At 49.2% G+C, this 21,916-nt stretch carries 17 protein-coding genes; 6 read left to right on the forward strand and 11 right to left on the reverse strand.

Features of this window, described 5'->3' with window-relative positions:
- Positions 1–74 precede the first annotated feature (74 nt).
- Positions 75–290 carry an alpha/beta-type small acid-soluble spore protein gene (locus HNQ56_RS22390; protein ID WP_429150585.1) on the reverse strand — a complete coding sequence of 72 codons (216 nt, stop codon included), beginning with the start codon at positions 288–290 and terminating at the stop codon, positions 75–77.
- A 320-nt stretch (positions 291–610) separates the two neighbouring features.
- Between HNQ56_RS22390 and HNQ56_RS22395 the strand changes: the two genes are divergently transcribed.
- From HNQ56_RS22395 to HNQ56_RS22405, 3 genes are all read left to right on the forward strand, one after another.
- Entirely contained in the window at positions 611–1,636 is a 1,026-nt protein-coding gene (locus HNQ56_RS22395) for a D-alanine--D-alanine ligase family protein (RefSeq protein ID WP_429150587.1), read from the forward strand.
- A 47-nt stretch (positions 1,637–1,683) separates the two neighbouring features.
- Positions 1,684–3,069, forward strand: coding sequence for a UDP-N-acetylmuramoyl-tripeptide--D-alanyl-D-alanine ligase (locus HNQ56_RS22400; RefSeq protein WP_429150589.1), 1,386 nt, complete (start codon positions 1,684–1,686; stop codon positions 3,067–3,069).
- Between the two features lie 82 nt (positions 3,070–3,151).
- Positions 3,152–4,471 (forward strand): alanine/glycine:cation symporter family protein, encoded by a 1,320-nt coding sequence (locus tag HNQ56_RS22405; protein ID WP_429150591.1) that lies wholly within the window; start codon positions 3,152–3,154, stop codon positions 4,469–4,471.
- Here HNQ56_RS22405 and HNQ56_RS22410 read toward each other — a convergent pair.
- Both HNQ56_RS22410 and HNQ56_RS22415 read right to left on the reverse strand, forming a co-directional pair.
- Positions 4,456–5,019, reverse strand: coding sequence for a DJ-1 family glyoxalase III (locus HNQ56_RS22410; protein WP_429150592.1), 564 nt, complete (start codon positions 5,017–5,019; stop codon positions 4,456–4,458). The two genes, HNQ56_RS22405 and HNQ56_RS22410, sit on opposite strands and share 16 nt — an antisense overlap.
- Positions 5,020–5,096: 77 nt before the next feature.
- Positions 5,097–7,049 carry a collagen-binding domain-containing protein gene (locus tag HNQ56_RS22415; RefSeq protein ID WP_429150594.1) on the reverse strand — a complete coding sequence of 651 codons (1,953 nt, stop codon included), beginning with the start codon at positions 7,047–7,049 and terminating at the stop codon, positions 5,097–5,099.
- A 202-nt stretch (positions 7,050–7,251) separates the two neighbouring features.
- On the opposite strand from HNQ56_RS22415, the gene HNQ56_RS22420 reads away from it, so the two are divergent.
- Positions 7,252–8,199: an AEC family transporter gene (locus HNQ56_RS22420; RefSeq protein WP_429150595.1), complete on the forward strand. Its 948-nt coding sequence runs from the start codon at positions 7,252–7,254 to the stop codon at positions 8,197–8,199.
- Positions 8,200–8,206: 7 nt separating this feature from the next.
- Here the strand turns inward: HNQ56_RS22420 and HNQ56_RS22425 are convergent, their stop codons facing one another.
- From HNQ56_RS22425 to HNQ56_RS22440, 4 genes are all read right to left on the reverse strand, one after another.
- Positions 8,207–9,424: an ROK family protein gene (locus HNQ56_RS22425; protein ID WP_429150597.1), complete on the reverse strand. Its 1,218-nt coding sequence runs from the start codon at positions 9,422–9,424 to the stop codon at positions 8,207–8,209.
- A 142-nt stretch (positions 9,425–9,566) separates the two neighbouring features.
- The gene (locus HNQ56_RS22430; RefSeq protein ID WP_429150598.1) at positions 9,567–10,736 is read right to left on the reverse strand and encodes a serine hydrolase domain-containing protein; all 1,170 of its coding nucleotides are present in this window, start codon (positions 10,734–10,736) and stop codon (positions 9,567–9,569) included.
- Between the two features lie 51 nt (positions 10,737–10,787).
- Positions 10,788–11,645, reverse strand: coding sequence for a ComEC/Rec2 family competence protein (locus HNQ56_RS22435; protein WP_429150600.1), 858 nt, complete (start codon positions 11,643–11,645; stop codon positions 10,788–10,790).
- Between the two features lie 21 nt (positions 11,646–11,666).
- On the reverse strand, positions 11,667–12,686 hold the full coding sequence (locus tag HNQ56_RS22440) for a PHP domain-containing protein (RefSeq protein ID WP_429150602.1): 1,020 nt from the start codon (positions 12,684–12,686) through the stop codon (positions 11,667–11,669).
- Between the two features lie 281 nt (positions 12,687–12,967).
- Between HNQ56_RS22440 and HNQ56_RS22445 the strand changes: the two genes are divergently transcribed.
- Entirely contained in the window at positions 12,968–14,950 is a 1,983-nt protein-coding gene (locus HNQ56_RS22445) for an alpha-galactosidase (RefSeq protein WP_429150603.1), read from the forward strand.
- A 5-nt stretch (positions 14,951–14,955) separates the two neighbouring features.
- Positions 14,956–15,855, forward strand: coding sequence for an EamA family transporter (locus HNQ56_RS22450; RefSeq protein WP_429150604.1), 900 nt, complete (start codon positions 14,956–14,958; stop codon positions 15,853–15,855).
- A 150-nt stretch (positions 15,856–16,005) separates the two neighbouring features.
- On the opposite strand, the gene HNQ56_RS22455 is transcribed toward HNQ56_RS22450, so the two are convergent.
- From HNQ56_RS22455 to HNQ56_RS22470, 4 genes are read right to left on the reverse strand one after another with little or no spacing between them, the layout of a single operon-like run.
- On the reverse strand, positions 16,006–17,964 hold the full coding sequence (locus HNQ56_RS22455; protein ID WP_429150606.1) for a glycoside hydrolase family 36 protein: 1,959 nt from the start codon (positions 17,962–17,964) through the stop codon (positions 16,006–16,008).
- A gap of 15 nt (positions 17,965–17,979) precedes the next feature.
- The gene (locus HNQ56_RS22460; RefSeq protein WP_429150607.1) at positions 17,980–20,121 is read right to left on the reverse strand and encodes a glycosyl hydrolase; all 2,142 of its coding nucleotides are present in this window, start codon (positions 20,119–20,121) and stop codon (positions 17,980–17,982) included.
- Positions 20,122–20,166: 45 nt separating this feature from the next.
- Positions 20,167–21,111, reverse strand: coding sequence for a carbohydrate ABC transporter permease (locus HNQ56_RS22465; RefSeq protein WP_429150608.1), 945 nt, complete (start codon positions 21,109–21,111; stop codon positions 20,167–20,169).
- Positions 21,105–21,914 (reverse strand): ABC transporter permease, encoded by an 810-nt coding sequence (locus HNQ56_RS22470; protein ID WP_429150609.1) that lies wholly within the window; start codon positions 21,912–21,914, stop codon positions 21,105–21,107. Before HNQ56_RS22470 ends, HNQ56_RS22465 begins: the two co-directional genes overlap by 7 nt.
- Positions 21,915–21,916: the final 2 nt, after the last annotated feature.

The raw sequence follows: 21,916 nt of genomic DNA on the forward strand, positions 1-21,916 counted from the left end.
AAAGCATCACCGATTTAACGGCGATGCCATATAAAACAGTGATGCTTTTTATCTGATTAATTCCAGTTTACTGATTACTGCTGGCCGGACATCTGCTGTTCCTGCTGTCTGATCATACGTCTAACCATTTCTCCGCCTACAGAACCGTTCTGCTTGCTTGTTAAATCGCCGTTATAACCCTGCTTTAACGGAACACCGATTTCGTTAGCAATTTCCATTTTGAAACGATCAAGAGCCTCTCTTGCCTGAGGGACTTCTGCCCTGTTTGATCCAGTGTTGTTACTTGCCATATTAAATTTCACCTCCGTTTTTTTTATCAAAGCAACCAAGTACAAAATCAGCTGATTGTAGGTTCAGCGGCTCCTACCTTTCGGTATACATTGTTCTCAATGTAATGTTGCCGCACGTGATTTCGTTTTGTATTGCCTGTAATCATATTGTTAACAAATAATAAAATTTTATTATGGTAATTATTGTTTGTTTTACCACTGTTTAGTGCTGTTTATTGCTATGATAGTGCTAAGTATACTTTCTCCGCTTTACTTGCCGGTTTCTTTGCGTTATACTATTTTGGAAATGATTATCGATGGGCAAAACGGAGGATTTATTTATGAAAATCGCGGTATTAGCAGGCGGAACCAGTACGGAAAGGGATGTCTCCCTATCCACGGGGAGTATGATTTACAAAGCCTTGAAGGAAAAAGGGCATAATGCGGTTCTGCTGGATGTATACTTAGGCTATGAGGGTGAGACTGACGGCATATTCGATATGGAAAAGGATTGGGCTGCCGGCGGAACGATTAAAGAAAGCAATCCCGATATCGCTCAGATCAAAGCCCTGCGAAAAGGAGAGGATACCGGCTTCTTCGGTCCCGGCGTGATCGAGATCTGCCGGCAATCCGATATCGTATTCCTGGCACTTCACGGGGAGAACGGCGAAGACGGCAAGCTTCAGGCTGCTTTTGACTTAATGGGAATCCGCTATACCGGAACCGATTATACCAGCAGCGCCCTGGCCATGGACAAAGCCATCGCCAAGGAACTCTTTGCTTTTTATAATATTCCCACTCCAAAGGGAATTCATGTAAGAAACGGGGAGTCCTTTGAATGGAATCTCTATCCCTGTGCCGTAAAGGTATGCAACGGAGGCTCCAGCGTGGGCGTATCCATTGCCTCCTCTGCAAATGAAATGGAAGCAGCCCTGTCCAACGCGTTTGCTTACGGAAATGAGGTTATTATTGAGCAATTCATCAAAGGCCGCGAATTCTCCGTAGGCGTGATTGACGGCACCGCTCTTCCGGTGATTGAGATCGCACCTTTGACCGGTTTTTATGATTATAAGAATAAATATCAGTCCGGCAGCGCCATAGAGACCTGCCCTGCAGAATTAAGCCAGGAGCTGACACAGCGTATGCAGGAGATTGCTGTGGAGGTATTCCGGGCGCTCCGTCTGAAGACCTATGCCCGGATGGATTTTATGCTCAGCGAAAGCAATGAAATCTTCTGTCTGGAAGCCAATACGCTTCCCGGCATGACACCCACCTCTTTGCTTCCCCAGGAAGCCAGGGTAATTGGGATGGATTTTCCCGAATTGTGCGAGAAAATTATTGAAATATCGCTAAAAAAGTACCAGTAACGCTGTTTTTATGCTGTTCATCTTGATTCGATTTGGAGGATATCGGTTTGAAGAATATGACATTGACCCAGATAGCAAATGCCTGCAATGGGAAATTGTACGGCGATGATCCCGGATATGAGATTGCCGGTGCCGCCATGGATTCCAGAAAAATAGAAAAGGACTATCTCTTTATTGCTTCTGTGGGCGAACGGGTAGACGGCCACAGCTTCATTCCCCAGGTGTTTGAAAAGGGAGCTATGGCTGTCCTCTGCGAGAAAATTCCTGTTTCTCCCAAGGGTCCCTATATCCTGGTGGACAGCAGCTTCGAGGCCTTAAAAAGCATTGCCGCATGGTACCGCTCGCAGCTGGATATCAAGGTGGTAGGCATCACCGGCAGCGTAGGCAAGACCAGCACGAAGGAGTTTATCAGCAGCGTTCTGTCACAGAAATACAGGGTGTTAAAGACAGAGGGCAATTTTAATAATGAAATCGGCCTGCCCCTTACCGTCCTGAACATCCGGGAGTACCATGACATTGCCGTATTGGAGATGGGAATCAGTGATTTTGGCGAGATGCACCGTCTCAGCAAAATTGCCAGACCGGATATCTGTGTTATTACCAATATCGGCCAATGCCATCTTGAGAACCTGGGTTCCAGGGAAGGGATTCTGAAGGCCAAGACGGAAATCTTTGATTTTATGAGCGAAAACGGCAGGGTATGCGTCAATGGTGACGATGATATGCTGGCCACCATTTCGGAAGTAAAGGGAATTCCTCCGGTTCGTTTCGGTCTGGGCCGGGATAATGATATTACCGCTTCCGAAATCAGCGCCAAGGGTCTTCGGGGCAGCAGCTGCACGATCCGGATGGGTGCCCAGTCCTTTTCTGCTGAGATTCCCCTGCCGGGAGGCCATATGATATTCAATGCTCTGGCGGCAACCGCCGTCGGCTCCCTGCTGGATATGACAATCCAGGAAATCTTTACAGGAATTGCCTCCGTAAAACCCATTGGCGGCAGGAGCAATATTCTTCATCTGGAGCAGTGGACCATTATTGATGATTGCTATAATGCAAATCCGGTCTCCATGAAAGCAGCCCTTGATCTCCTTGGTACCGCGGACACCAGGAAGGTGGCTATACTGGGTGATATGGGGGAATTGGGTGATAATGAAAAAGCTCTGCACAGGGAGGTCGGTGAATATGCCGCGGCTTCCGGGATCGATCTCCTGATCTGCGTCGGCGCTCTTTCCCTGAATATGTATGAGGGCGCACAGGAACAGCCTGGCAGCATCCCTCTTGCCGGTAACGTATACTGCGCTACCCGCGAAGAACTGCTGAAGGCTCTGCCGGGTCTGTTAAAGCAAGGTGACACCCTCCTGGTCAAGGCTTCTCATTTTATGGGCTTCGAAGAGGTGGTAAAATTTCTTTCCGGCCCAAACCAACCGGCATAGCTCCGCTGTCCGGTGATATACAGGACTACTTTTCCCTCTTTTGACATATACATGTAAAAATTGCAGTATGGGATTTGGTCCAATGGATTCTATAAAAAATATCAACAATTTTCTCTGGGGTGTGCCTTTGCCGGTGCTCCTTTTCAGTGCGCATATCTATTACACCATCCACTTAAAGGGTGTTCAAAGGCATATCGGGAAGGCTGTCCGGCTTTCCTTTCTGCCCGATCACGGAGCAGAGGGCGATTTAAGCGGCTTTGCCGCTCTCTCCGCCACCCTGGCGGCAACCATCGGAACCGGAAATATTATCGGCATCTCTACCGCCGTCGCTCTGGGAGGCCCCGGAGCCATCTTCTGGTGCTGGCTTACAGGCCTCCTGGGTATGGCTACCACCTATGCCGAATGCTTTCTGGGCGTTCTGTACCGCAGAAAAACCTCCGACGGCACTTTTCTGGGAGGCCCCATGTATGTATTGGAACAGGGCCTCGGGCAGAAATGGATGGCTGTACTCTTCTGCTTCTTCACTCTGATCGCCTCCTATGGTGTGGGCTGTTCCACCCAGGCCAGGGCCATCACCCAGACCCTGCACACTCTTTGGAATCTGCCGGAATATATCACCGGCTTTGTTGTTGCGCTCATCGTGGGTCTGGTCATCGTCGGCGGAATCAAATCCATCGGAAGGATTTGCAGCAGACTGGTTCCTGCCATGGGAATTTTCTATATTCTGAGCTGCTGCATTCTGATGATCCTTAACTTCCCCTATCTGCTGCCGGCAATAAAGCTGATCCTGCAGAGCGCATTCCTTCCTGCCAGCCTGCCTGCCGCGGTTGCCGGAGGCTTTATCGGAAGTACCATTAAGACCGCCGCCAGATACGGCATTGCCCGCGGATTGTTTACCAACGAGGCCGGGCTGGGCACAGCCGCCATCGCTGCTGCCGGAGCGCAGACCTCCAGTCCCTCCAGACAGGCCTTGATTTCCATGAGTGCCACCTTCTGGGATACTGTTGTGATCTGTGCCGTCACCGGACTGGTCATTGTGGCTAATCTGCTGCGGAATCCATCCTCCCTGGAGGGCTATTCCTTTACCGAGCTGACCACCGCGGCCTTTGATGCCGTCCCCTTCGGAAGTGTGATCCTGGGCCTGTCTTTGGTGGCCTTTGCTGTGGCGACGCTGATCGGATGGTCTTATTTCGGTGAAAAGGCGGTAGAATATCTATTCGGAAAATCCGGAATAGGTACCTACCGCATCTGCTATATTGTTATGATTTTCGTCGGCTCCGTCATGTCGTTGGAGCTGGTATGGGAGCTTACCGATCTGGTCAATGCATTTATGGCGCTGCCCAACCTGGTCTGCCTCTTCTATCTCCGCAAGAAGGTGCTTCCTTATCAGACCCCGTTGTAATGCGGGTATTGAATGGATCCCGCAATACGGGATGCTTCCTCCTCCCCTTTCAGGGTTCTGATCAGCGATAGAGAAAAATCGATTGCCGTACCCATTCCTTTGGAGGTCGTGATATTTCCGTCGCATACCACCGGGGACGAAATGATTTGGGCGCCCTCCAGAAATTCCTCATTTCCCGGATAACAGGTTGCCTTTCTGCCCCGGAGCAGGCCTTTTTGTCCAAGGACTCTGGGAGCGGCGCAGATTGCCGCCAGCCGTGTGCCTTCGGAAGCAGCCTTCCGCAGCAGACGGTCCAGCCCCTCATGCTTCAGAAGATGAATGGTTCCCGGCATTCCTCCGGGCAGTACCAACAGCCCGGCATCCGAATAATCGGTCTCCTCAAATAAAGCATCGGCTGTGACGGTGATCTGATGGGCTCCTGCCACCTGGATATTGCCGGTAACAGATACCATCACTGTTTCTATCTCAGCCCTGCGAAGCAGGTCAACCACCGTCAAGCCTTCTATTTCCTCAAAACCGTCCGCTAAAAATAGATAAACCTTTGCCATTGGAATACTTCCTTTCCTATTGTATTTGGTATTTATTATAATTATTTTCTTTCACCAAATCAATAGGAAGTATTCGTTTATTCCAGCATCAGGCTCATAACGCCGACATTTCTTAAGGTAAGCATCGGTTTACAGGTAACGTTATTCGAATTCCTTCCTATGGGACAGACCTCTAACAGATAGTAATCTTCATAGGGCACCTTGAACTCAAAGCATCCGCAGCAGCAAATTGTTTCACAGCATAGCAATTCTCTGCTGTTGTCACATACTTTATAAAGATTTACCTCCCAATCGTGGTTATGACAGCGGCTGCAGCCCCAGATACATCCGAAGACAACACCCTCTTCTACCTTGCAGTTGCAGATGCATTCGGTTTCCGGCATTTGAATCGGAACAGGGAAGGGTACCGGCTCTATAATGACTCTGGTCTCCTGAGGAGGACACTCCTCGCAGACCGGGCAGTCGGGACAAGGGGTATATTCGGGACAGGTAGGGCAAGTGGGACAGGTGGGACAAGTCGGGCATACCGGACAAGGCTGGGGAACCACAGGCGGAGGGCACTCTTCACAGGGCGGACAGATCGGCCGGGGTTGAGGCATCGGCTGGGGTCTTGGCTGCGGCTGAGGTTGGGGCCTTGGTTGCGGCTGCGGTTGTGGCTGGGGCCTCGGTTGCGGCTGCGGTTGCGGCTGGGGCCTCGGCTGGGGCTGCGGCCTCGGCTGGGGCTGCGGCCTCGGTTGCGGCTGCGGTTGTGGCTGGGGCCTCGGTTGCGGCTGCGGCTGCGGTTGCGGCTGCGGCTGCGGCTGTGGCTGCGGCTGCGGTTGCGGCTGTGGCTGCGGCTGGGGCTGCGGTTGGGGTTGAGGCTGGGGTTGAGGCTGGGGTTGCGGCTGCGGTTGCGGCTGCGGTTGTGGCTGCGGCTGCGGTTGCGGTTGTGGTTGTGGTTGTGGCTGCGGTTGCGGTTGCGGTTGTGGTTGTGGTTGTGGCTGCGGCTGGGGCTGAGGTGCTACTTCCCCGCATACTACTCCTCCGATAAAGGGATGAAGATGAAACTCAAATCCGCTGGACGGATTTACAGCAAAGCCTCCCAATGCAGCATTACCGCTGACGGTTCCTCCTGTCTGGTGCGCATGGAACATTGCCTGGGGAGCAAGAATACTGCCCCAGATCGCTGCCGGAACCTCCATAAAGATGTTCCTTGCATCCTCAAACACATACAGGGTGCGCTCTGTCAGATTCCGGTCTCCCCACAGACCATACTGCAGATGCGCGTTGCTTCCGGTGCGGAGAATTACGATGGCACGGCTTCCTTCCGGTATCTCAAAGCGTATCTCCTTATTGAGTATTCCGTTGGGGCGCGCATCAATCACAAATACATTCTGCTGAGGATCCGTTCCTCTCAGAATCCATTCATGATAATGCAGGGTTGAGGTTCCGTTGGGCTGCAGATTAACAATGCAGGAATGGAAATTGCGAATGCTTTCCTCCGCATCATTGAAGAAGCCCCGGACATCTGCGCTAACTCTGGATGCCGGAATGTATCTGGGCACATCATAGCTGGAAACCACATAGTGGTTATCCCTGTCGCTCACCCTCCAATACCGGCTTCCATTGTCAGCCCTGTACAGCTCCGCCAGCTGCTGTGCCTGATTGGCGCTTCCATCCTTTCCTATCATATATGTGCTTCCGTTGGCGGCTCTGAAATTGCCTCCTCCAACCACGTGGCCGATCACTACCAACGGCCCCTGCATTGCCACATCTCCGCCTGCCAGAAATCTTACGAGATCCGGGCTGTATCCCGTTCCGGTCAGCTTTCCGTCGGTGCCGTATCCCAGGCTGAGTCCTCTCGGACTTACAAAATTTCCGCCGACAGCCATGGCACCCTGCGTATCTACAATATTATTGGCATCTCCGAATACAATTGCATTAAAATGGGAGGCCGTTCCGAAGGGTTGACCCACAACGTCATACCAGGTTATGTCGTCGTAGGGAATTCCTGCCTGAACTTGTGCCTCCCTCCTGTAATTACTATTCATGGTAACCTCCTTATAAACGTAGAGAATTGCTATAATCTGATCTCATTACAGTTTATTCAGAATCCAGGCATTCGTGCCATGTTACCGGAACATTAATTTATCTCTCCTTTCTGATCTTTTTCTCCGTCCAAAACTTGTATGGAATTTCTCCTCCTTTTATGCTAAAATATCTGCATTACACATGAAAAGGAAGCTGAAACTCTTGAATAATATAATCCTGTCCTTTCGCGTTGTCTTTCCTCTGCTCCTGCAAATGTCCATCGGCTATTTCCTGCGGCAGAGAAACATCACGGACGACCATTCGCTGAACACAATGAACAAGCTGGTCTTTCGTGTGTTTCTTCCCATGCTGCTCTTTTTGAATATCTATTCCCTTAAACCGGAGGAAGCCTTAAATCCGGGAAACGGAAGGCTCCTGCTAATGACCTTTTCCGGTATTCTCCTGATTACTCTTCTGATGCATCTGCTCTATCCTGTTTTTGTTAAGGACAGGAAGAAATGCAGTGTCATGATACAGGGGGTATTCCGAAGCAATCTGGTTCTCTTTGGAATACCCATCACCGTATCTGTCTACGGCGCGGACCGGACCGGGACCGTATCCCTGCTGGCCGCCTTTACAGTGCCTTTGTTCAATGCACTGGCTGTCATTGTCCTGGAATATTACCGCGGTAATACCGTCAATTACAGAAAGGTTCTGACGAGTATTTTCCGGAATCCTTTGATCATAGCTTCTGTCCTGGCTCTTGCCCTGCTGTTTCTTAAAATCCAGCTTCCTGCCCTGGTTCTGGAGCCTGTGTCGGCTATGTCCAAGGCAGCCACTCCCCTCGCCTTTGTCGTCCTCGGAGGAAGCTTTCAGTTCAACAGGCTCTCCGGCAATTTAAAATATCTGATCCCTACCGTCCTGGGTAAACTGGTTCTATTCCCCCTGGCGGTTATAATACCTTCTATTTTATTAGGCTACCGGGGAGAAGCTATTGTAGCTCTGATCGGGGCTATTGCCGCACCTACGGCCGTATCCTCCTTTACCATGGCGGTAGAAACAGGGGCCGACGGCGAACTGGCCGGCCAGATTGTGGTTCTTACCACAATGATCAGCATCCTCACTCTGTTTCTGTGGGTTCTTATCCTGAAAAACCTGCAGTTTATATGATTTCTTACTAAAATATATTCAAGCTGCCGTTAAAAATTTTATTCGCCACAACAGCAATAGAACCAATCAGAGGGGCATCGCCGCTGAAGGTGGATTTCTCAATTACGATGGGATGCGTGAACGTATCATGAATTCGGGCATTTAATTTGGAGCTAAGCACATCCTCCAATATAGCGGTTCGGCAGGGCGCATTGTAACCCACAATAATATTGTGAATATCCAGAAGATTTAAAGTGTTGCGAAGCGCGCGGACCAGGTAGGTGCAGAAATCGTCTAAGGCTGATAACGCAAGAAAATCAGAGGAAGCGGCAGCGCCAATAATATCTTCCCATGTATAATACGGCTTTGCAGGAAGACTCGAAGATAATGGGTAGGTTTCACGCAGCGCGCGGATCTTTTCATTCATCTTTTCAATGTTCGCATACAATTCCAGACACCCGGTGTTGCCGCAATTACACTTTGGACCGTCCAGATGGATGGACATATGCCCCAGTTGACCGCTCTGGCCGGAATCCCCGTCATAAACCTTTCCGTATAAGATATAGCCAACACCAATACCATTCATAATATGAAGGTAAAGCATATTACTGTATGAATTCATTTTATTTCCGTAAAGCTTTTCCGCCAAAGCACCGGCACTGCAGTCATGGATCAGGAAGGTCGGCAGACCTGTTTTTTCGCTGATAATGGAACCGATAGGCAGATCATGAATGCCCCAGAAATTTGCCGGTGACAGAATCATTTGTTTTACCGTATCAACAGGACCGATGGAGGATATGCCAATGGCAACAATCTTCCTTGATTGTCCCGCAGAAAGCTCCTCATACATGGTAATCAGTTCATTCACCAGCAGATCCCTGTCCAGTGTGCTGTATTCATAATTTGCCTGTTCTTTAATATTCCCCTTTAAATCAGCAAGGATTACCGTAAGCAGATTTCTTTTAATCAGCATTCCTGCGATAAGAGGGGAGGCCGGTGATAAATCCAAGGTAATGGGACGGCGTCCAAGGGATAGCTCTGCCGTCTTTTCCTGACCGCCATACTCATTAATGATTTCTTTCTCGATCAATTCTGAAACAATATTACCCAGGGTTGTTTTGGTCAGATGCATCTTCCGGGCCAAATCAACACGGGAAACAGATTGCTCTGTCGCAATAAGCTGCAGGGCAAGCGCTCTGTTATTTTCTTTAATGCTGGTAAGGTTGGTACCATGCTGGCTGCTCATTTGATTTCTCCTTAAATTCATATGTTTTCCTAAATAATATGTTTCTGCCGTATGCTATTTCAGTCATTTATAATATTTTCAACATTATACCATAAAATGTCTAAAATGTCATTAAAATCCGGCACCGCCAATTAATCCGCTTTTACTCTATGGGGCCGCCAAGCTCACTCATAATCATATTATATAATCGAAGGAACAGATCGACCTTTCCGCCCTTCATTCTTTGCATCATATAAACCATCGTAATTTTTTCCTTCGGTGAATTGCCAAAGCCTGTTCCCAGGGCGCCGCCCCATCCGTACTCTCCCGGAGAAGCCATACATCCGGAGCATGGACGGTACTTCAACACTCTCATAAGATTTCCATAGGTGTATCCCGGATTATTCAAAATCATCCTTGTAAAATCTTTCTGCTGCCTCTCCGTCAGACTGCTCTTCGTTAAAAAGTCCACTGTTCTGGGGCGAAGAAGCTGATGTCCGTTTACAGTTCCTCCATGGATCAGCATAGCTCCAAAACGCGCATAATCATCCGCAGTAGAGCCAAGACCTGCTCCTCCCGATTCAAAAGCCGGCTCCTTCTCCATCCTTGCAGGAATTGCAAGAAGTCCTCCGGTTTCTTCCATGGGCCGCCCCTCCTCCGTCAGAGAGTATGTTTTTGCCAGCCTTGCCTGTTTCTCCTGCGGCACATAAAAAGCGGTATCCTTCATGCCCAAAGGGTCAAATATCCTTTCCTTTAGAAAATCTCCATATTTCATTCCGGAAACCACCTCTACAACAGCTCCCAGCACATCCGCAGAAACGCCGTACCGCCACTCCGCTCCCGGCTGGAACAGAAGCGGGCATTGTCCGAACCGGTTTGCGGCATCCAAGGTGGAAACCCCATCTTTTTCGATTGACTCATAGACCTTCCCCGTTGCCCTGCCGGGTACCGTAGCATCATCCGGGTACACCAATCCCCCTGTCATATTCATGAGATCCCGGATAAACATCTCATGTTCGGCAGAAACCAAGGTCCCTCCCTTTACCACCTTCTGATTCTTAAATCCCGGCAGATATGCGCTGACCGGTTCCAGCAAACTCAGTTTCCCTTCTTCCGCAAGCATCATTACAGCTGCTGCCGTAACCGGCTTTGTCATGGAAAATATTCGGAAGATGGTATCTCTTTCTATCTTCCTCTCTTGTTCTATGTCCGCATAACCCGACTGACAGTAAAGGACTTCCTCGCCCTCTTTCAGCACCAGCAGGCTGCAGCCTGCATTATCGCCCGCCTCCACCGCCCGGTCCATTTGTTCCTGTACCTTATCCTTCAACATCTTTATGCCGCCTCCCAATCTTATGGTATTTCATTGCCTGCCATGGCATCCTTATGCCTTTACCATACCTCTGCATACTGTACCGCACTCGTCACTCTCAAATTCCACATGGTTTTCTAAGCAGGTAACCGGTGTCGCGCCCAGCTCCTTCATCCAGCCTCGGACCTCCAGGGTCTTCCAAGGGCCCGTGCCCGGAGCGCCGCCCTCCGGGGTATTGCTCCAGAGCCAATCGGGCGTTGGCCAAAAAGCCCATTTTGGGGCAATCGCCTGATACACCGGCAACCCGACACCACACTGTCCGTGATGCGCCATTTGCACCGCGTCCGCTTTTAGAACAGACGATTTGCCAGCATATGCTTCCAACAGCTCCTCGCCTCCGGTTTCACCCAGATCTCCCAGAAACATCATGGTAAAGCTTCGTATCCCGGAGATCTCCTCCGTAACCTTAAAAACCACGGAAAGATTGTTGATATAATCCTTTTTCACTGCCGGATTAACGACACGCAATATTTCTATGGTCAGATTATCCATGCGGAACGTATCATTTTCCTTCAGCACCCTCATGGAATATTGGGAACGCTTCAGGATATCCCTGAAATAAGGGATATCCTTCCGAAACTCCCCGTCAACTGCGATAAAATCTTCCTCCGCCGGACTGTAGCAAACACAGTCCGCCGTAATATCCGCAGGGTGCTCAACCAGTTCCCAGAACACACCCACATGGTCACTGTGAGGATGCGTTAGAAGCCACAGGTCAATATGGCCGCCATGGCGGTATACGAATTGTTTAAATTCCCCTGCATCGCCCTTTGTCCCGCCGTCTACGGCGATGACCTTTCCATTCCTTGTAATCAGCAGATAGCCCATCATTTGTGAGCTTGTGGTGTTGTGCAATTGTATTATTTTCAATTCAAAGGTTCCCCCCTTGTGCTAAAAGGTTTTATTTTCCCACTCATCCGCAAAGTACGCCCGCGTATATGCCTGATTGCCTTCTTCATCTACAACTTCAATTATGAAGAATTTCTTATCCGCTGTGGGAAGCCAAAAAACAGCCTCTGTAATGGTTCCGACTTTCCGGGCAATGATACAGTCTCCCGCTCTTCCCGCGTCATAAATATAGACGGCTTTTGCCGGAGAACAGGATACATATACTTTTCCCTCCTCAATATACAAATCATGGATCAGCGGCCCGGCAGATGCGTAACAATCTCCCCGTTCCAATGCCGCCGTAACCGCCTCATGGGTTAAACTCTCCGCAGAAATCATGGTGAATCCGCCAAAGGAATCATTTTTATAGTGTTCCAGTCCGTCGTAATTATGGTTGTCGTCTGTTGCGATACAATACAGCCGTTTCCCTGCCTGTGCCATTTCCCGGTACACCCGGATATTATTTTCCGGCACACAGATTCTGCAGGAAGTGTTGTATACCTCCATTGCAAAAAAGCCTTCATAATTTATGTAATCGTTGTAACACTCCTGTGACCAGGTGGGATGATTGTAGGATACGAGGAAGCCTTGCTCACCGGCCATCCTAATAATTTCATTAATACAGGCCGGGGAGTAGGTTCTCTCCATCGGCTCCCCGCTCCATTTGATTTTATCCAGGTGATTTCTCGCTTCGCCAAATACATATTTTTCATGAAAGCATACCTGTGTCAGATGTCCTTTCTTCTTCGGGAATAAGTTCATATGACAGGTCTTGTAAAAAGGTCCCGGCCCCGGCTGATCAATACTCATTTCATATCCCGGCAAGGCCAGGAAGCCATCCTCATTCAATTCCGGATGAGCGATCAAAACCTCATGGTCGGTGATAGATAAAACAGAATAGCCTTTCGCCTTATAGGCTTTTTTTAATTCCTCCGGAGACAGCAGCCCATCCGATATATTACTGTGACAATGCAGATTGGCTTTAAAGGATGGTTTCCTACTGTTAATTAGATGCTTTCTCATTGCTACTCCCCTTTCCGATTTGTTTTACAAACAATTTAATCTATATCATTAAAGTATCACTATTTTCCTCGATGGTCAAGTATCTTTACTTATTCAAATTTATTGCAAAGTATTTCGCTATATTATTATAATTTATTCTTAGTAAAAGTTTTTATGTTTACCATTTTATTTTAATTAATAATATTTTATTACTTTTATGCCAAGTTTCCCTTGACATGGCAATTCGTCCATGCTACGTTTGAAACACAAGCCGCAGCTTCATATATAAAGGAGGAAAGATTATGAAAAGCATTGTTACCGCAGCTGACATGCAGTTAAAAAACAGGCTGTTCCGGTTCACAGTTCCGGAATCTCTGCCCCTGTCCTTCCGTTATAACGGATGTCTCATACAGGGAATCCCCGACGAATTTGCTCCCGAGACCACCTTTCACATCGTTGACGCCAATATTTTTCAATATACGATATGCGGCCGCAACCAGGACGGCCTGGAAATCCGCGTGGAATATCTGGAGTACTGTGACTATTCCGCCACAGAATTTGTCGCATATTTTACCAACCACGGCAGTACGGATACCGGAATTCTTTCCGATATTAAAATCATCGACGGCGTCATAGAGGGCGGCCGCGGACTGCTGATTCACGGCAACGGCGATACCGTGGACGCGGAGGGCTACCAATGGTTCCGTGATCCGGTGGACAGAACCCTGGAGAAGACTCCTGCCGACGGAACTGCCTGCAAGGGAGCGTTCCCCTATATGCGCCTGATGTTTGAAGGCTGGGGTGTCAATATCGGCATCGGCTGGCCCGCACCATGGAAGGCCGCATTTTCTCCTGATGAAAAGGGCGTAAAAGTTTCCATAGGGCAGAGCAGATGCCGCATGGTGATCCATCCCGGTGAGACCATGCGTACCCCAAGGGTCAATTTTCTGGCCTTTACCGGTGATGAAACCCGCGGAATAAATATGTGGCGGCGCTGGTATTTTGCTCACATTATCCCCCGGGAGGAGGGCCGGCCTATTCCTCCCAAGTATTGTCTTCATGTACTGGATCATAACGGCGTACATACCACTGCAACAGAAGAAAACCAACTGCAGGGAATTGACAACTATCTGAAGCATGGTCTGCATCCCGATATCTGGTGGATGGATGCCGGATGGTATCCCTGCGATGAGGTATGGACCACCACCGGCTCCTGGTATCCCGATCCCAAGCGCTTTCCCAATGGGCTTAAACCCATCGGCCAGAAATGTGAGGAGGACAATATCCGTTTTCTTCTCTGGTTTGAGCCGGAACGCATCATTGACGGAACCGATCTCTTCAACGAACATCCGGAATGGCTGCTCCGGCTGAAGCGAAATGACGGTAGCGACTGCTATGACAGTCTGCTGGATCTGGGAATTCCGGAATGCTGCGACGCGGCAATCGAAATAATTGATAAAAACATCAAAGAAAGCCACGTCAAAATCTACCGCCAGGATTTCAACTGTGATCCGGCTCCCTGCTGGGAATTCTTTGAGGCCGGGGATCGGATCGGAGCCATAGAGAACCTGCATGTCCAGGGCTATTTAAGACTCTGGGATACTCTTCTGATGCGCAATCCCGGTCTCTGGATTGATTCCTGCGCTTCCGGCGGCAGACGCAACGATCTGGAATCCATGCGGAGGGCCGTTCCGCTTCATTATACGGATGTGGGTTATGGCAATCATCCCATCAAACAGAAACAGCATCAACAGATGTTTGCCTGGCTTCCTTATTTTAGAGCGCATAATTCCAACTGGGACGATCCGGCAACCGGCTCCTACGGTGACAGCGTTTACAACGGTCCGGCTCATGCTCCGGATAAATACTCCTATTATGCGGCTATGGCTCCCGCGCTTACCGATACCACCGAACACGATGCGGATCCCGAGGGCTTTGAACTGGCACGCACCATGCTTCCTATCTGGCGCAGGGCCGCCGAAATCATGGTCGATTCGGATTACTATCCCCTGACAGAGTGCCGCAAGTCCTCAAAAGACTTTTTTGCCCTGCAGTTCCATAACCCGGATACGCAAAAAGGGCTTCTGCTGATGATGAGCAACAACCAGAATCCGGAAACCATTTATCATGCCCGCCTGCAAGCCCTTAAGGATGACCAATGCTATATCCTGACCAGCAGCGAGGATCATTCCTCCATCCGCCATACCGGTGCCGAGCTCAAAAAGGGTGTTGCCTTTGAGCTTCAAAAACGTTCCGGCATTATTTATTTTTATGAAAGAGGATAACACAAATGAATGCTCTATTATTAACCATATCCATTACCATGAATCTGATTTCCTACGGAATCGTCCGCAACGAATTCTGTAAAAAGGAGGTTAAAAGCAATTCTGACTTGAATGCATTTAACGCGGTCTCCAGCCTGGTTTCCATGGCAGCTCTGACTGTAATATGCGCTGTTACCTCCGCCCTTTCCGTTCCTTCCATGTACACCGTATTATTAGGTATTGTCTTTGGCCTAAGTACCGCATTCTGCGCCATTTTAAATATGAAAGCACTGGAAAGCGGCCCCTTATCCTACACAAATGTAATTGTTTCCTGTGCCATGGTCATTCCGGCACTCTCCGGTATGGCACTGTACAAGGAAACCGTATCTCCATGGCAGATTGCAGGCATCGTACTGATGGTTACTTCCTTTGTCTGTGCGGTTGATAACAAAAACCGCAGCTCCGGAGCATCCCTGCGCTGGCTGCTCTTCTGCCTGGGAGCCTTCCTGTTCTCCGGAGCCGTGGGTGTAATGCAGAAGGTGCATCAGAACTCCATTCACAAGAATGAACTGGGAATATTCCTGATTATCGCCTTTGGGGTCTCCGCACTCTTCTCCTGCTGCCTTACAGTATATTATAAAAAGGCAGCTAATGAAAGTATCACTGTTCTGAGCAAGGGGAAAACATGCAAATTCGTTGCCTATTCCATTGTCTGCGGTATCGGCATCGCCCTATGCAATCAGATTAATATGTACCTGGCAGGCACCATGGATTCCATCATCCTATACCCTGTGTTAAACGGCGCTTCCATGATCCTGACCGCCGCCGCGGGCATCCTCCTCTGGAGGGAGAGACTTTCCGCAAAACAATGGTTTGGCCTTGTAATGGGCGGTATTGCGATTTTACTGCTGTGCAATATTTTCTAGCGCATCCTCTCAACTATAACAGGATAACAGAAAAGCATTCTACGGTTCCGGGTTACAGGAAGCATGGAATGCTTTTCATCTTTTATTCTTATACCCCTGCATATCACAAGCAAAGTTTGTGATACTGCTTCAATAAAGAGTTTGAAAGTGTTATTTATCAATGCGTCTGTAGAACAGCATTCTGGATTCCCCTTTGTTGGGAATCTCGATGGACCATTTGCCTTCCTGCAGCTCTTTCCCTGTATACACACGGCGTTCCCCGGTATCGATGTTTTCCATCTCATAAGCTGCTTCCGGCACCAGAGCATACAGCTCCGGAGCGGCAGCGAACAGGCTGCTCCGGGAACGGCGGAACGCTACCACCATACCATCCCCTTCTTCCGGTCGGTCAAACTGCTGCAGCGCCCAGGTATGTTTACTTAAGGTCGGCGTGGTCAGCGGATAGTAATCCGCCGTATAATAAGTACGTGCCCGCTTGTATTCCGCAAGACGTTCCCTTACCCACTCCATCTCCTTAATAGCCTCCGGATCCTCCTCCATATCCTGCCACGAGTAGGACCAGCGTGTGGTTCCAAGACTTGCTGCGTAGCTGCAGCGGTAACGGTAGGTGTTGCCGGTTATGGAACCGGTTCCTGTTCCGGTATACGGCAGCCACCACATGGCGCCGGAGGTATGGCTCTGAACATCCTCCGCGTCATAGTTCCATACACAGGTATAGTCGGTCTGCCACAGCGGCATGGATCTCTTCATCAATTCAATATCCAGGCGGCGTCCGCCGGAGGCGCAGTTGTCAATAAAGAGCTTCGGATGGCGCTCCAGCAATGCGTCCCAGAACTCATACAGCCCCATAATATGCTTGATCTGGGTAATTCCCCTGCGGTCCTCCGTATCATTGTTGCTCCAGAAGGTATCCGGCATCATATTAAAATCCTGGCGGTAGCAATCCAGATCCAGCTCTGTAATCAGATGGTCAATCAGCTCAATACATGCGCTCTTTGCTTCTTCATTGCCGAGATTCAGATGCACCGTCGGCAGCCAGCCCTGATCGGAAGACTGAAGGAACCAGTCAGGATGCTCCTCGGGCCATTTGGTGCCTAAGAGGGCACGTTCCGGCTCGCACCAGAGAATGAACTTCATGCCGGCGTCCTTAATTTCCTTTGCAAGCTCTTTTAAGCCGTCGGGATGATAATTGGGATTCACGGTCCAGGTTCCCGCGTGAACTCCCCAGTCGCCGCTGAATTCATCCGGACAGTCCTGTGTGGAATTGCCATACCAGCCTGCATCCATCCAGATATACTCGAACCCAATATCATATTTTTTTACCTTGCGGACTCTTCTAATACATTCCTCAGAGCTGACACCGCCCCATAGAGACATGGAAACAGGCCCTTTGTCCTCGCGTTCCCCCTGACCCATGATACAGAAATGCTTCTTCATAAAACGGCGGAATTTGTTATGGCCATACATGGGGCCATTGTCATATGCCAGCAAGACCGTGCGGATTGTGCGGATCTCCTCTCCGGGATACAGTCTGAAATTGGTATCCGGAATACCCGCACGATAATTTACCGTCCCACTTCTGCTTACAAAGGCCTGCCAGTCACCGGACCAGCCTATCGAGGCAATCACACCTTCCTCTTCTCTTACCATTTCGATATACGGCATAATCGGGCTGGAGGAACGTCCGCCAACGGTTCGGAATTCCTTTGACTCTCCGTCCGTCAGGAAGAATTCCCTTGGCGTAAAATCTTCCGGGGACTGCGCGCCGCCGATTGCATTGATCACCTTAAAGGCAGGATCAAAGGGACGGAAGCCGGAACGTAATGGTTTATCCGCCGCAAAGGGCAGGGTAAGATCACAATCCATCAGTTCGGAAATGATACCCGTATTCTCAGTTCCTTCATTCCTCAGACGAAGTACCCAGTCAACGGCATCGAAGGGTTCATAGCAGGTCACTTCGCGGATGATGGTCAGTTTTCCCGGAAGTCTGTAAATCTCATCCCATCTGCTGTCTGAAATCACTTTTTTCTCAGGGTCAGGCAATTCCACCCTGACGCCGTCCAATTTCAGAGAAAAGCTTTTTTTACATACCAGATCATTTAATCTCATAGCCGCCTCCCCTATCTACTTATCTATAATATAACAAACACCCTTATAAGGCTTTAGCTTCACCGGAATATAACATTCGTCCCCCTGATAAGCCACATCCAGTTCCGTAATGCTTCCGTCCTCCGGATTTGCCAGCTCCACCTTCCGGGCACCGCAAAGAATCGCCTTTCCTTCATACGGCTTTCCGCCCATATTGGTCAGGAATAGTATTCTCCTATCCCCGTCCGCCCTCATATGGGACAGCATGGAAGCAGAGATGATTTCCCCGTCCGCAATCTTACCGGAGCCCTCCGCCCCCGTCAAGACGCAGTCCAGATAATCCGGTACCAGAACCAACTCCCTGGTCAGTGCGGGAATCCTGCTCTTTCCCGGCAGGCTTCTTTCTTCACTGTAGTAGAAATTGGGATTGTCACGGTACTTCATCATAGTCATGGGAAAGTCACAGGCTTCCCCGTTTTCCCTTTCCACGGAAGGTATTTCTCCCGCAAATATCACGCTCACTCCACTGATAAGCAGCTGTTCCAGCTTCTCCATGGTCTTCCTGCTTAAGATTTTTACTGCCGGTAATACCACCGAACGGTACGCTCTATCCCTGTAGCTGATGCAGCCCTCCTTGATTTCCCCTTCCTGGATCAGCTTCTCGTCAACATAATCATAATCAATCTGACGCTCCAAAAGCTCCCAGGAGATATCTCTAAAGGTATTTTCCACCTTCAGGGTGGCCTCCGAAAAATCTCTTGCCCTTTCTGCAACCGTGGGTGTATAGGCCGCCCAGATCGTCGCTTCCGGATAAAGAAGAGCCACGCTGGAATTCCTCTTCCCCATTCTCAGCAGATACCCCAGCCTTGCCGTATAAGCATTCAGCTTCTGAATCTGCTCCTTGGAGAATGCGCTGAAGTTGTAATAGCTGGTAAAGTTATTGATTCCCATGGCATGATGCCAGTTTACGCTGGAATAAATCCACTCGATGCCGATTTGCTTGTTTTCCATTCGTGAGGTATGATCGGAAAACTCCGTAAAGCTTTCCTTTTCGCCGTTGATATCCGCAAAGGATGCCACCAGGCGCGCAATGGGCAGCTTGTCACGCTCCATCAGCCTCTGAGGTTCACTGTCCAGCTGATCGATGCCCGGCCAGTCCATGCGGCTCATGCTGCGGTAAAAGGAGCCATAATTAATCACATGGGCGGACAGCCTCTCCTCCTCCAGCATATGGCCGGAGAATTTAATGCCATGCCGGCGGCACCAGTCCTGGATGGTTCCAAAATAACCATCCGCAACAGTATCGGATACGAAATCCCAGAAGTCGCATCTGCGCTTAACCACCTGATTGCCCCTCTTTGTCACAACAGCAGCTACCGCAAGCTCAATGGGATAGCCGTATCGCTTTAAAAACTCGTCCGGGAAGGTCCGGTGCCAGGGAACAATAGGATATACCCCTTGCCGGATATTCCAGGAAATCAGCGAGGGCTCATCCGTGAAGAACGCAAGAATCCCCTTGCCGAACTCATCCCGAAGCTTCTTCGCATAGCCTTCATACGTGATGCGGATAAACGCTTCCGTGGCCTCCTTATCACTCAGGCTGATATAATCCCGGGGCTCTGAATAGCTTTCCGCCGCATGGGTACCGTCAAAGAGCCTTCTGCTGCTCATCATGAAAAGATGGTAGGTGCCTTCCGGTATCTGCATACGCAGGGTTCCCCTGCTATCCCGGGAAGAGGTTACATCCACCGGATCTCCGCCGTCCAGGGGCAGCAATAACGCGCTGTACAGCTTATCGCCCGGTACATCCGCGCGATATCTGCATGGACCGGTCAAGGTCCTCCAGTATTCATAACAGTAAAGCCCTTCCGCTACATAATCAGGATTTTCATCTATGACCGCTCCGCCCGCCGAACCGGAGGGATATCCGTTTTCATCGTAGATCCATGTATACATGCCCTTCCCTATCAATTCACGATATGCCTTTTCCGTCATCTCCCAGGCTTCTTCATCCTTCGGGAAATCCTGGGTATAGGGAAGATTACCTACGGCGCCTGCATAACCGTACTCCAGCATTTCATCGCTGTCCTTCGCCCTGTTGATAATCCCCTGATGGTAAATCGGATAAATTGCATAGCGTCTATCCGGTTCTGAAAACCGTTTTCTGTCAATCTCCATAATGCTTCCTCCATTTAATATAAGATTCCGATCCTTACGGCAGCATCAGCCCTTGATGGCACCGATCATAACACCCTTAACAAAATATTTCTGAATAAAAGGATAAATAATCATCATCGGGATAATTCCGGCGATGATGGAGGTATACTTCAAGCTCATAGCCAGCTCCTGCCTCTGCTGCATCTGCATGGCGGTATTGGCATCCGTGTTGTGCAGCAGATCCGCGATGGAGGAGGATGACATCAGCACCTCACGCAAGGCGGTCTGCAGCGGAATCAAATTGCGGCCGCTGATATAGACCAAAGCAGTATAGTAATCATTCCAATGACTTACCGCATAGTAAAGGCATACTACCGCCAGCACCGGCTTTGACAATGGGATTACCACCTTGATCAGATACTGCATGGGGTTGGCGCCGTCCAGCTCCGAGGCCTCCTGAAGCTCACCCGGAATACTGTTCATAAAATAATTTCTCACGATCAATGCATTGTAGAACGACAATGCGCAGGGAATCATCATGACCCATATGGTATTGGTCATGCGCAAATTTTTAATAACCAGATAGGTAGGAATCAGACCGCCGCTGATGTACATGGTAATCATGCAATATTTCAGCCAGAATCTCCTGGGCCCCCAGTCCTTTCTGGACAGCGGATAGGCACAAAGCACCGTCATGACCATATTAATGACAGTTCCCAATGCGGTATAGAAGATGGTATTCCGGTATCCGATCCAGATAGGATCATACTTAAACAATTCCTTATAGCCCTTCAGGGTAAACCCCTTTAACCAGATTAACACATTTCCTTTCCATACCTCATAAGGATCACTGAAGGATGCGACCACCACAAACCATAGGGGCCAGACAAATATAAACAGCAGAACGGCCATGATCAGGATATTTGTAATATCGAATATTTTATCGGATCTGGAATTACTGAGAATCTTCTCCTTCTTTTCCTTTACGATATTCTCTTTCTTCTTTACCATAATCCGTCACCTGTTACCTTTCTTGCTACATTATTGGCAGTCACAAGAATAATCAAATTAATTACTGTATTAAACAGACCAACCGCTGTAGAATAACCAAAATCACTGTTAATCAGACCAACACGGTACGTATAGGTGGAAATGATATCCGATGCCGGGAAGTTCAGGTCATTTTGCAGCAAATAAACCTTTTCAAAACCTACACTCATTAAATTACCCAGATTCAAAATCAACAGCATGACTATCGTGGGCTTCATGGACGGCAGGTCGATATAGTGGATGCGCTGAAGCTTGGAGGCTCCGTCGATAATGGCTGCCTCGTGCATCTCATAGTCCACACCCGCCAGAGTGGAAATATAGATAATGGCGCTCCAGCCCATGCCCTGCCATACGCCGGACCATACATAGATGGACTTAAAATATTCCGGTACGGATAAAAATGCAATGGAATCATGCCCGAAGAAGCCGATAATATTATTGAACACCCCATTGGTGGGATCCATGAAAATGGTCAGCATACCACAGATAACTACAGTTGAAATAAAATATGGCGCATAGGAAACCATCTGAACGATCTTTTTCAGCTTGCCGACGGTGAGATAATGCAGCAGTATCGCAAAAACAATCGCCAGCGGGAAGCCTATTACCAGGGAATATACGGAGATCCCCAGGGTATTCTTGATCAGATCCCAGAAATTATAGCCCGAGAAGAAACGCTTGAAATAATTAAAGCCGATCCACGGGCTTCCCAGGATTCCCTTCTTTACCTTATAATCCTTGAAAGCCAGCAAGATACCATACATTG

It is taken from the genome of Anaerotaenia torta (assembly GCF_050433395.1).
Classification (GTDB): Bacteria; Bacillota; Clostridia; order Lachnospirales; family Lachnospiraceae; genus Mobilitalea; species Mobilitalea torta.

Coding starts and splice junctions, on each gene's coding strand:
- HNQ56_RS22455 (WP_429150606.1), bottom strand. CDS start 17,964: ATGAGATTAAATGATCTGGTATGTAAAAAAAGCTTTTCTCTGAAATTG.
- HNQ56_RS22425 (WP_429150597.1), bottom strand. CDS start 9,424: ATGAGCAGCCAGCATGGTACCAACCTTACCAGCATTAAAGAAAATAAC.
- HNQ56_RS22470 (WP_429150609.1), bottom strand. CDS start 21,914: ATGTATGGTATCTTGCTGGCTTTCAAGGATTATAAGGTAAAGAAGGGA.
- HNQ56_RS22440 (WP_429150602.1), bottom strand. CDS start 12,686: ATGAGAAAGCATCTAATTAACAGTAGGAAACCATCCTTTAAAGCCAAT.
- HNQ56_RS22465 (WP_429150608.1), bottom strand. CDS start 21,111: ATGGTAAAGAAGAAAGAGAATATCGTAAAGGAAAAGAAGGAGAAGATT.
- HNQ56_RS22390 (WP_429150585.1), bottom strand. CDS start 290: ATGGCAAGTAACAACACTGGATCAAACAGGGCAGAAGTCCCTCAGGCA.
- HNQ56_RS22410 (WP_429150592.1), bottom strand. CDS start 5,019: ATGGCAAAGGTTTATCTATTTTTAGCGGACGGTTTTGAGGAAATAGAA.
- HNQ56_RS22395 (WP_429150587.1), top strand. CDS start 611: ATGAAAATCGCGGTATTAGCAGGCGGAACCAGTACGGAAAGGGATGTC.
- HNQ56_RS22430 (WP_429150598.1), bottom strand. CDS start 10,736: ATGTTGAAGGATAAGGTACAGGAACAAATGGACCGGGCGGTGGAGGCG.
- HNQ56_RS22405 (WP_429150591.1), top strand. CDS start 3,152: ATGGATTCTATAAAAAATATCAACAATTTTCTCTGGGGTGTGCCTTTG.
- HNQ56_RS22445 (WP_429150603.1), top strand. CDS start 12,968: ATGAAAAGCATTGTTACCGCAGCTGACATGCAGTTAAAAAACAGGCTG.
- HNQ56_RS22450 (WP_429150604.1), top strand. CDS start 14,956: ATGAATGCTCTATTATTAACCATATCCATTACCATGAATCTGATTTCC.
- HNQ56_RS22415 (WP_429150594.1), bottom strand. CDS start 7,049: ATGAATAGTAATTACAGGAGGGAGGCACAAGTTCAGGCAGGAATTCCC.
- HNQ56_RS22460 (WP_429150607.1), bottom strand. CDS start 20,121: ATGGAGATTGACAGAAAACGGTTTTCAGAACCGGATAGACGCTATGCA.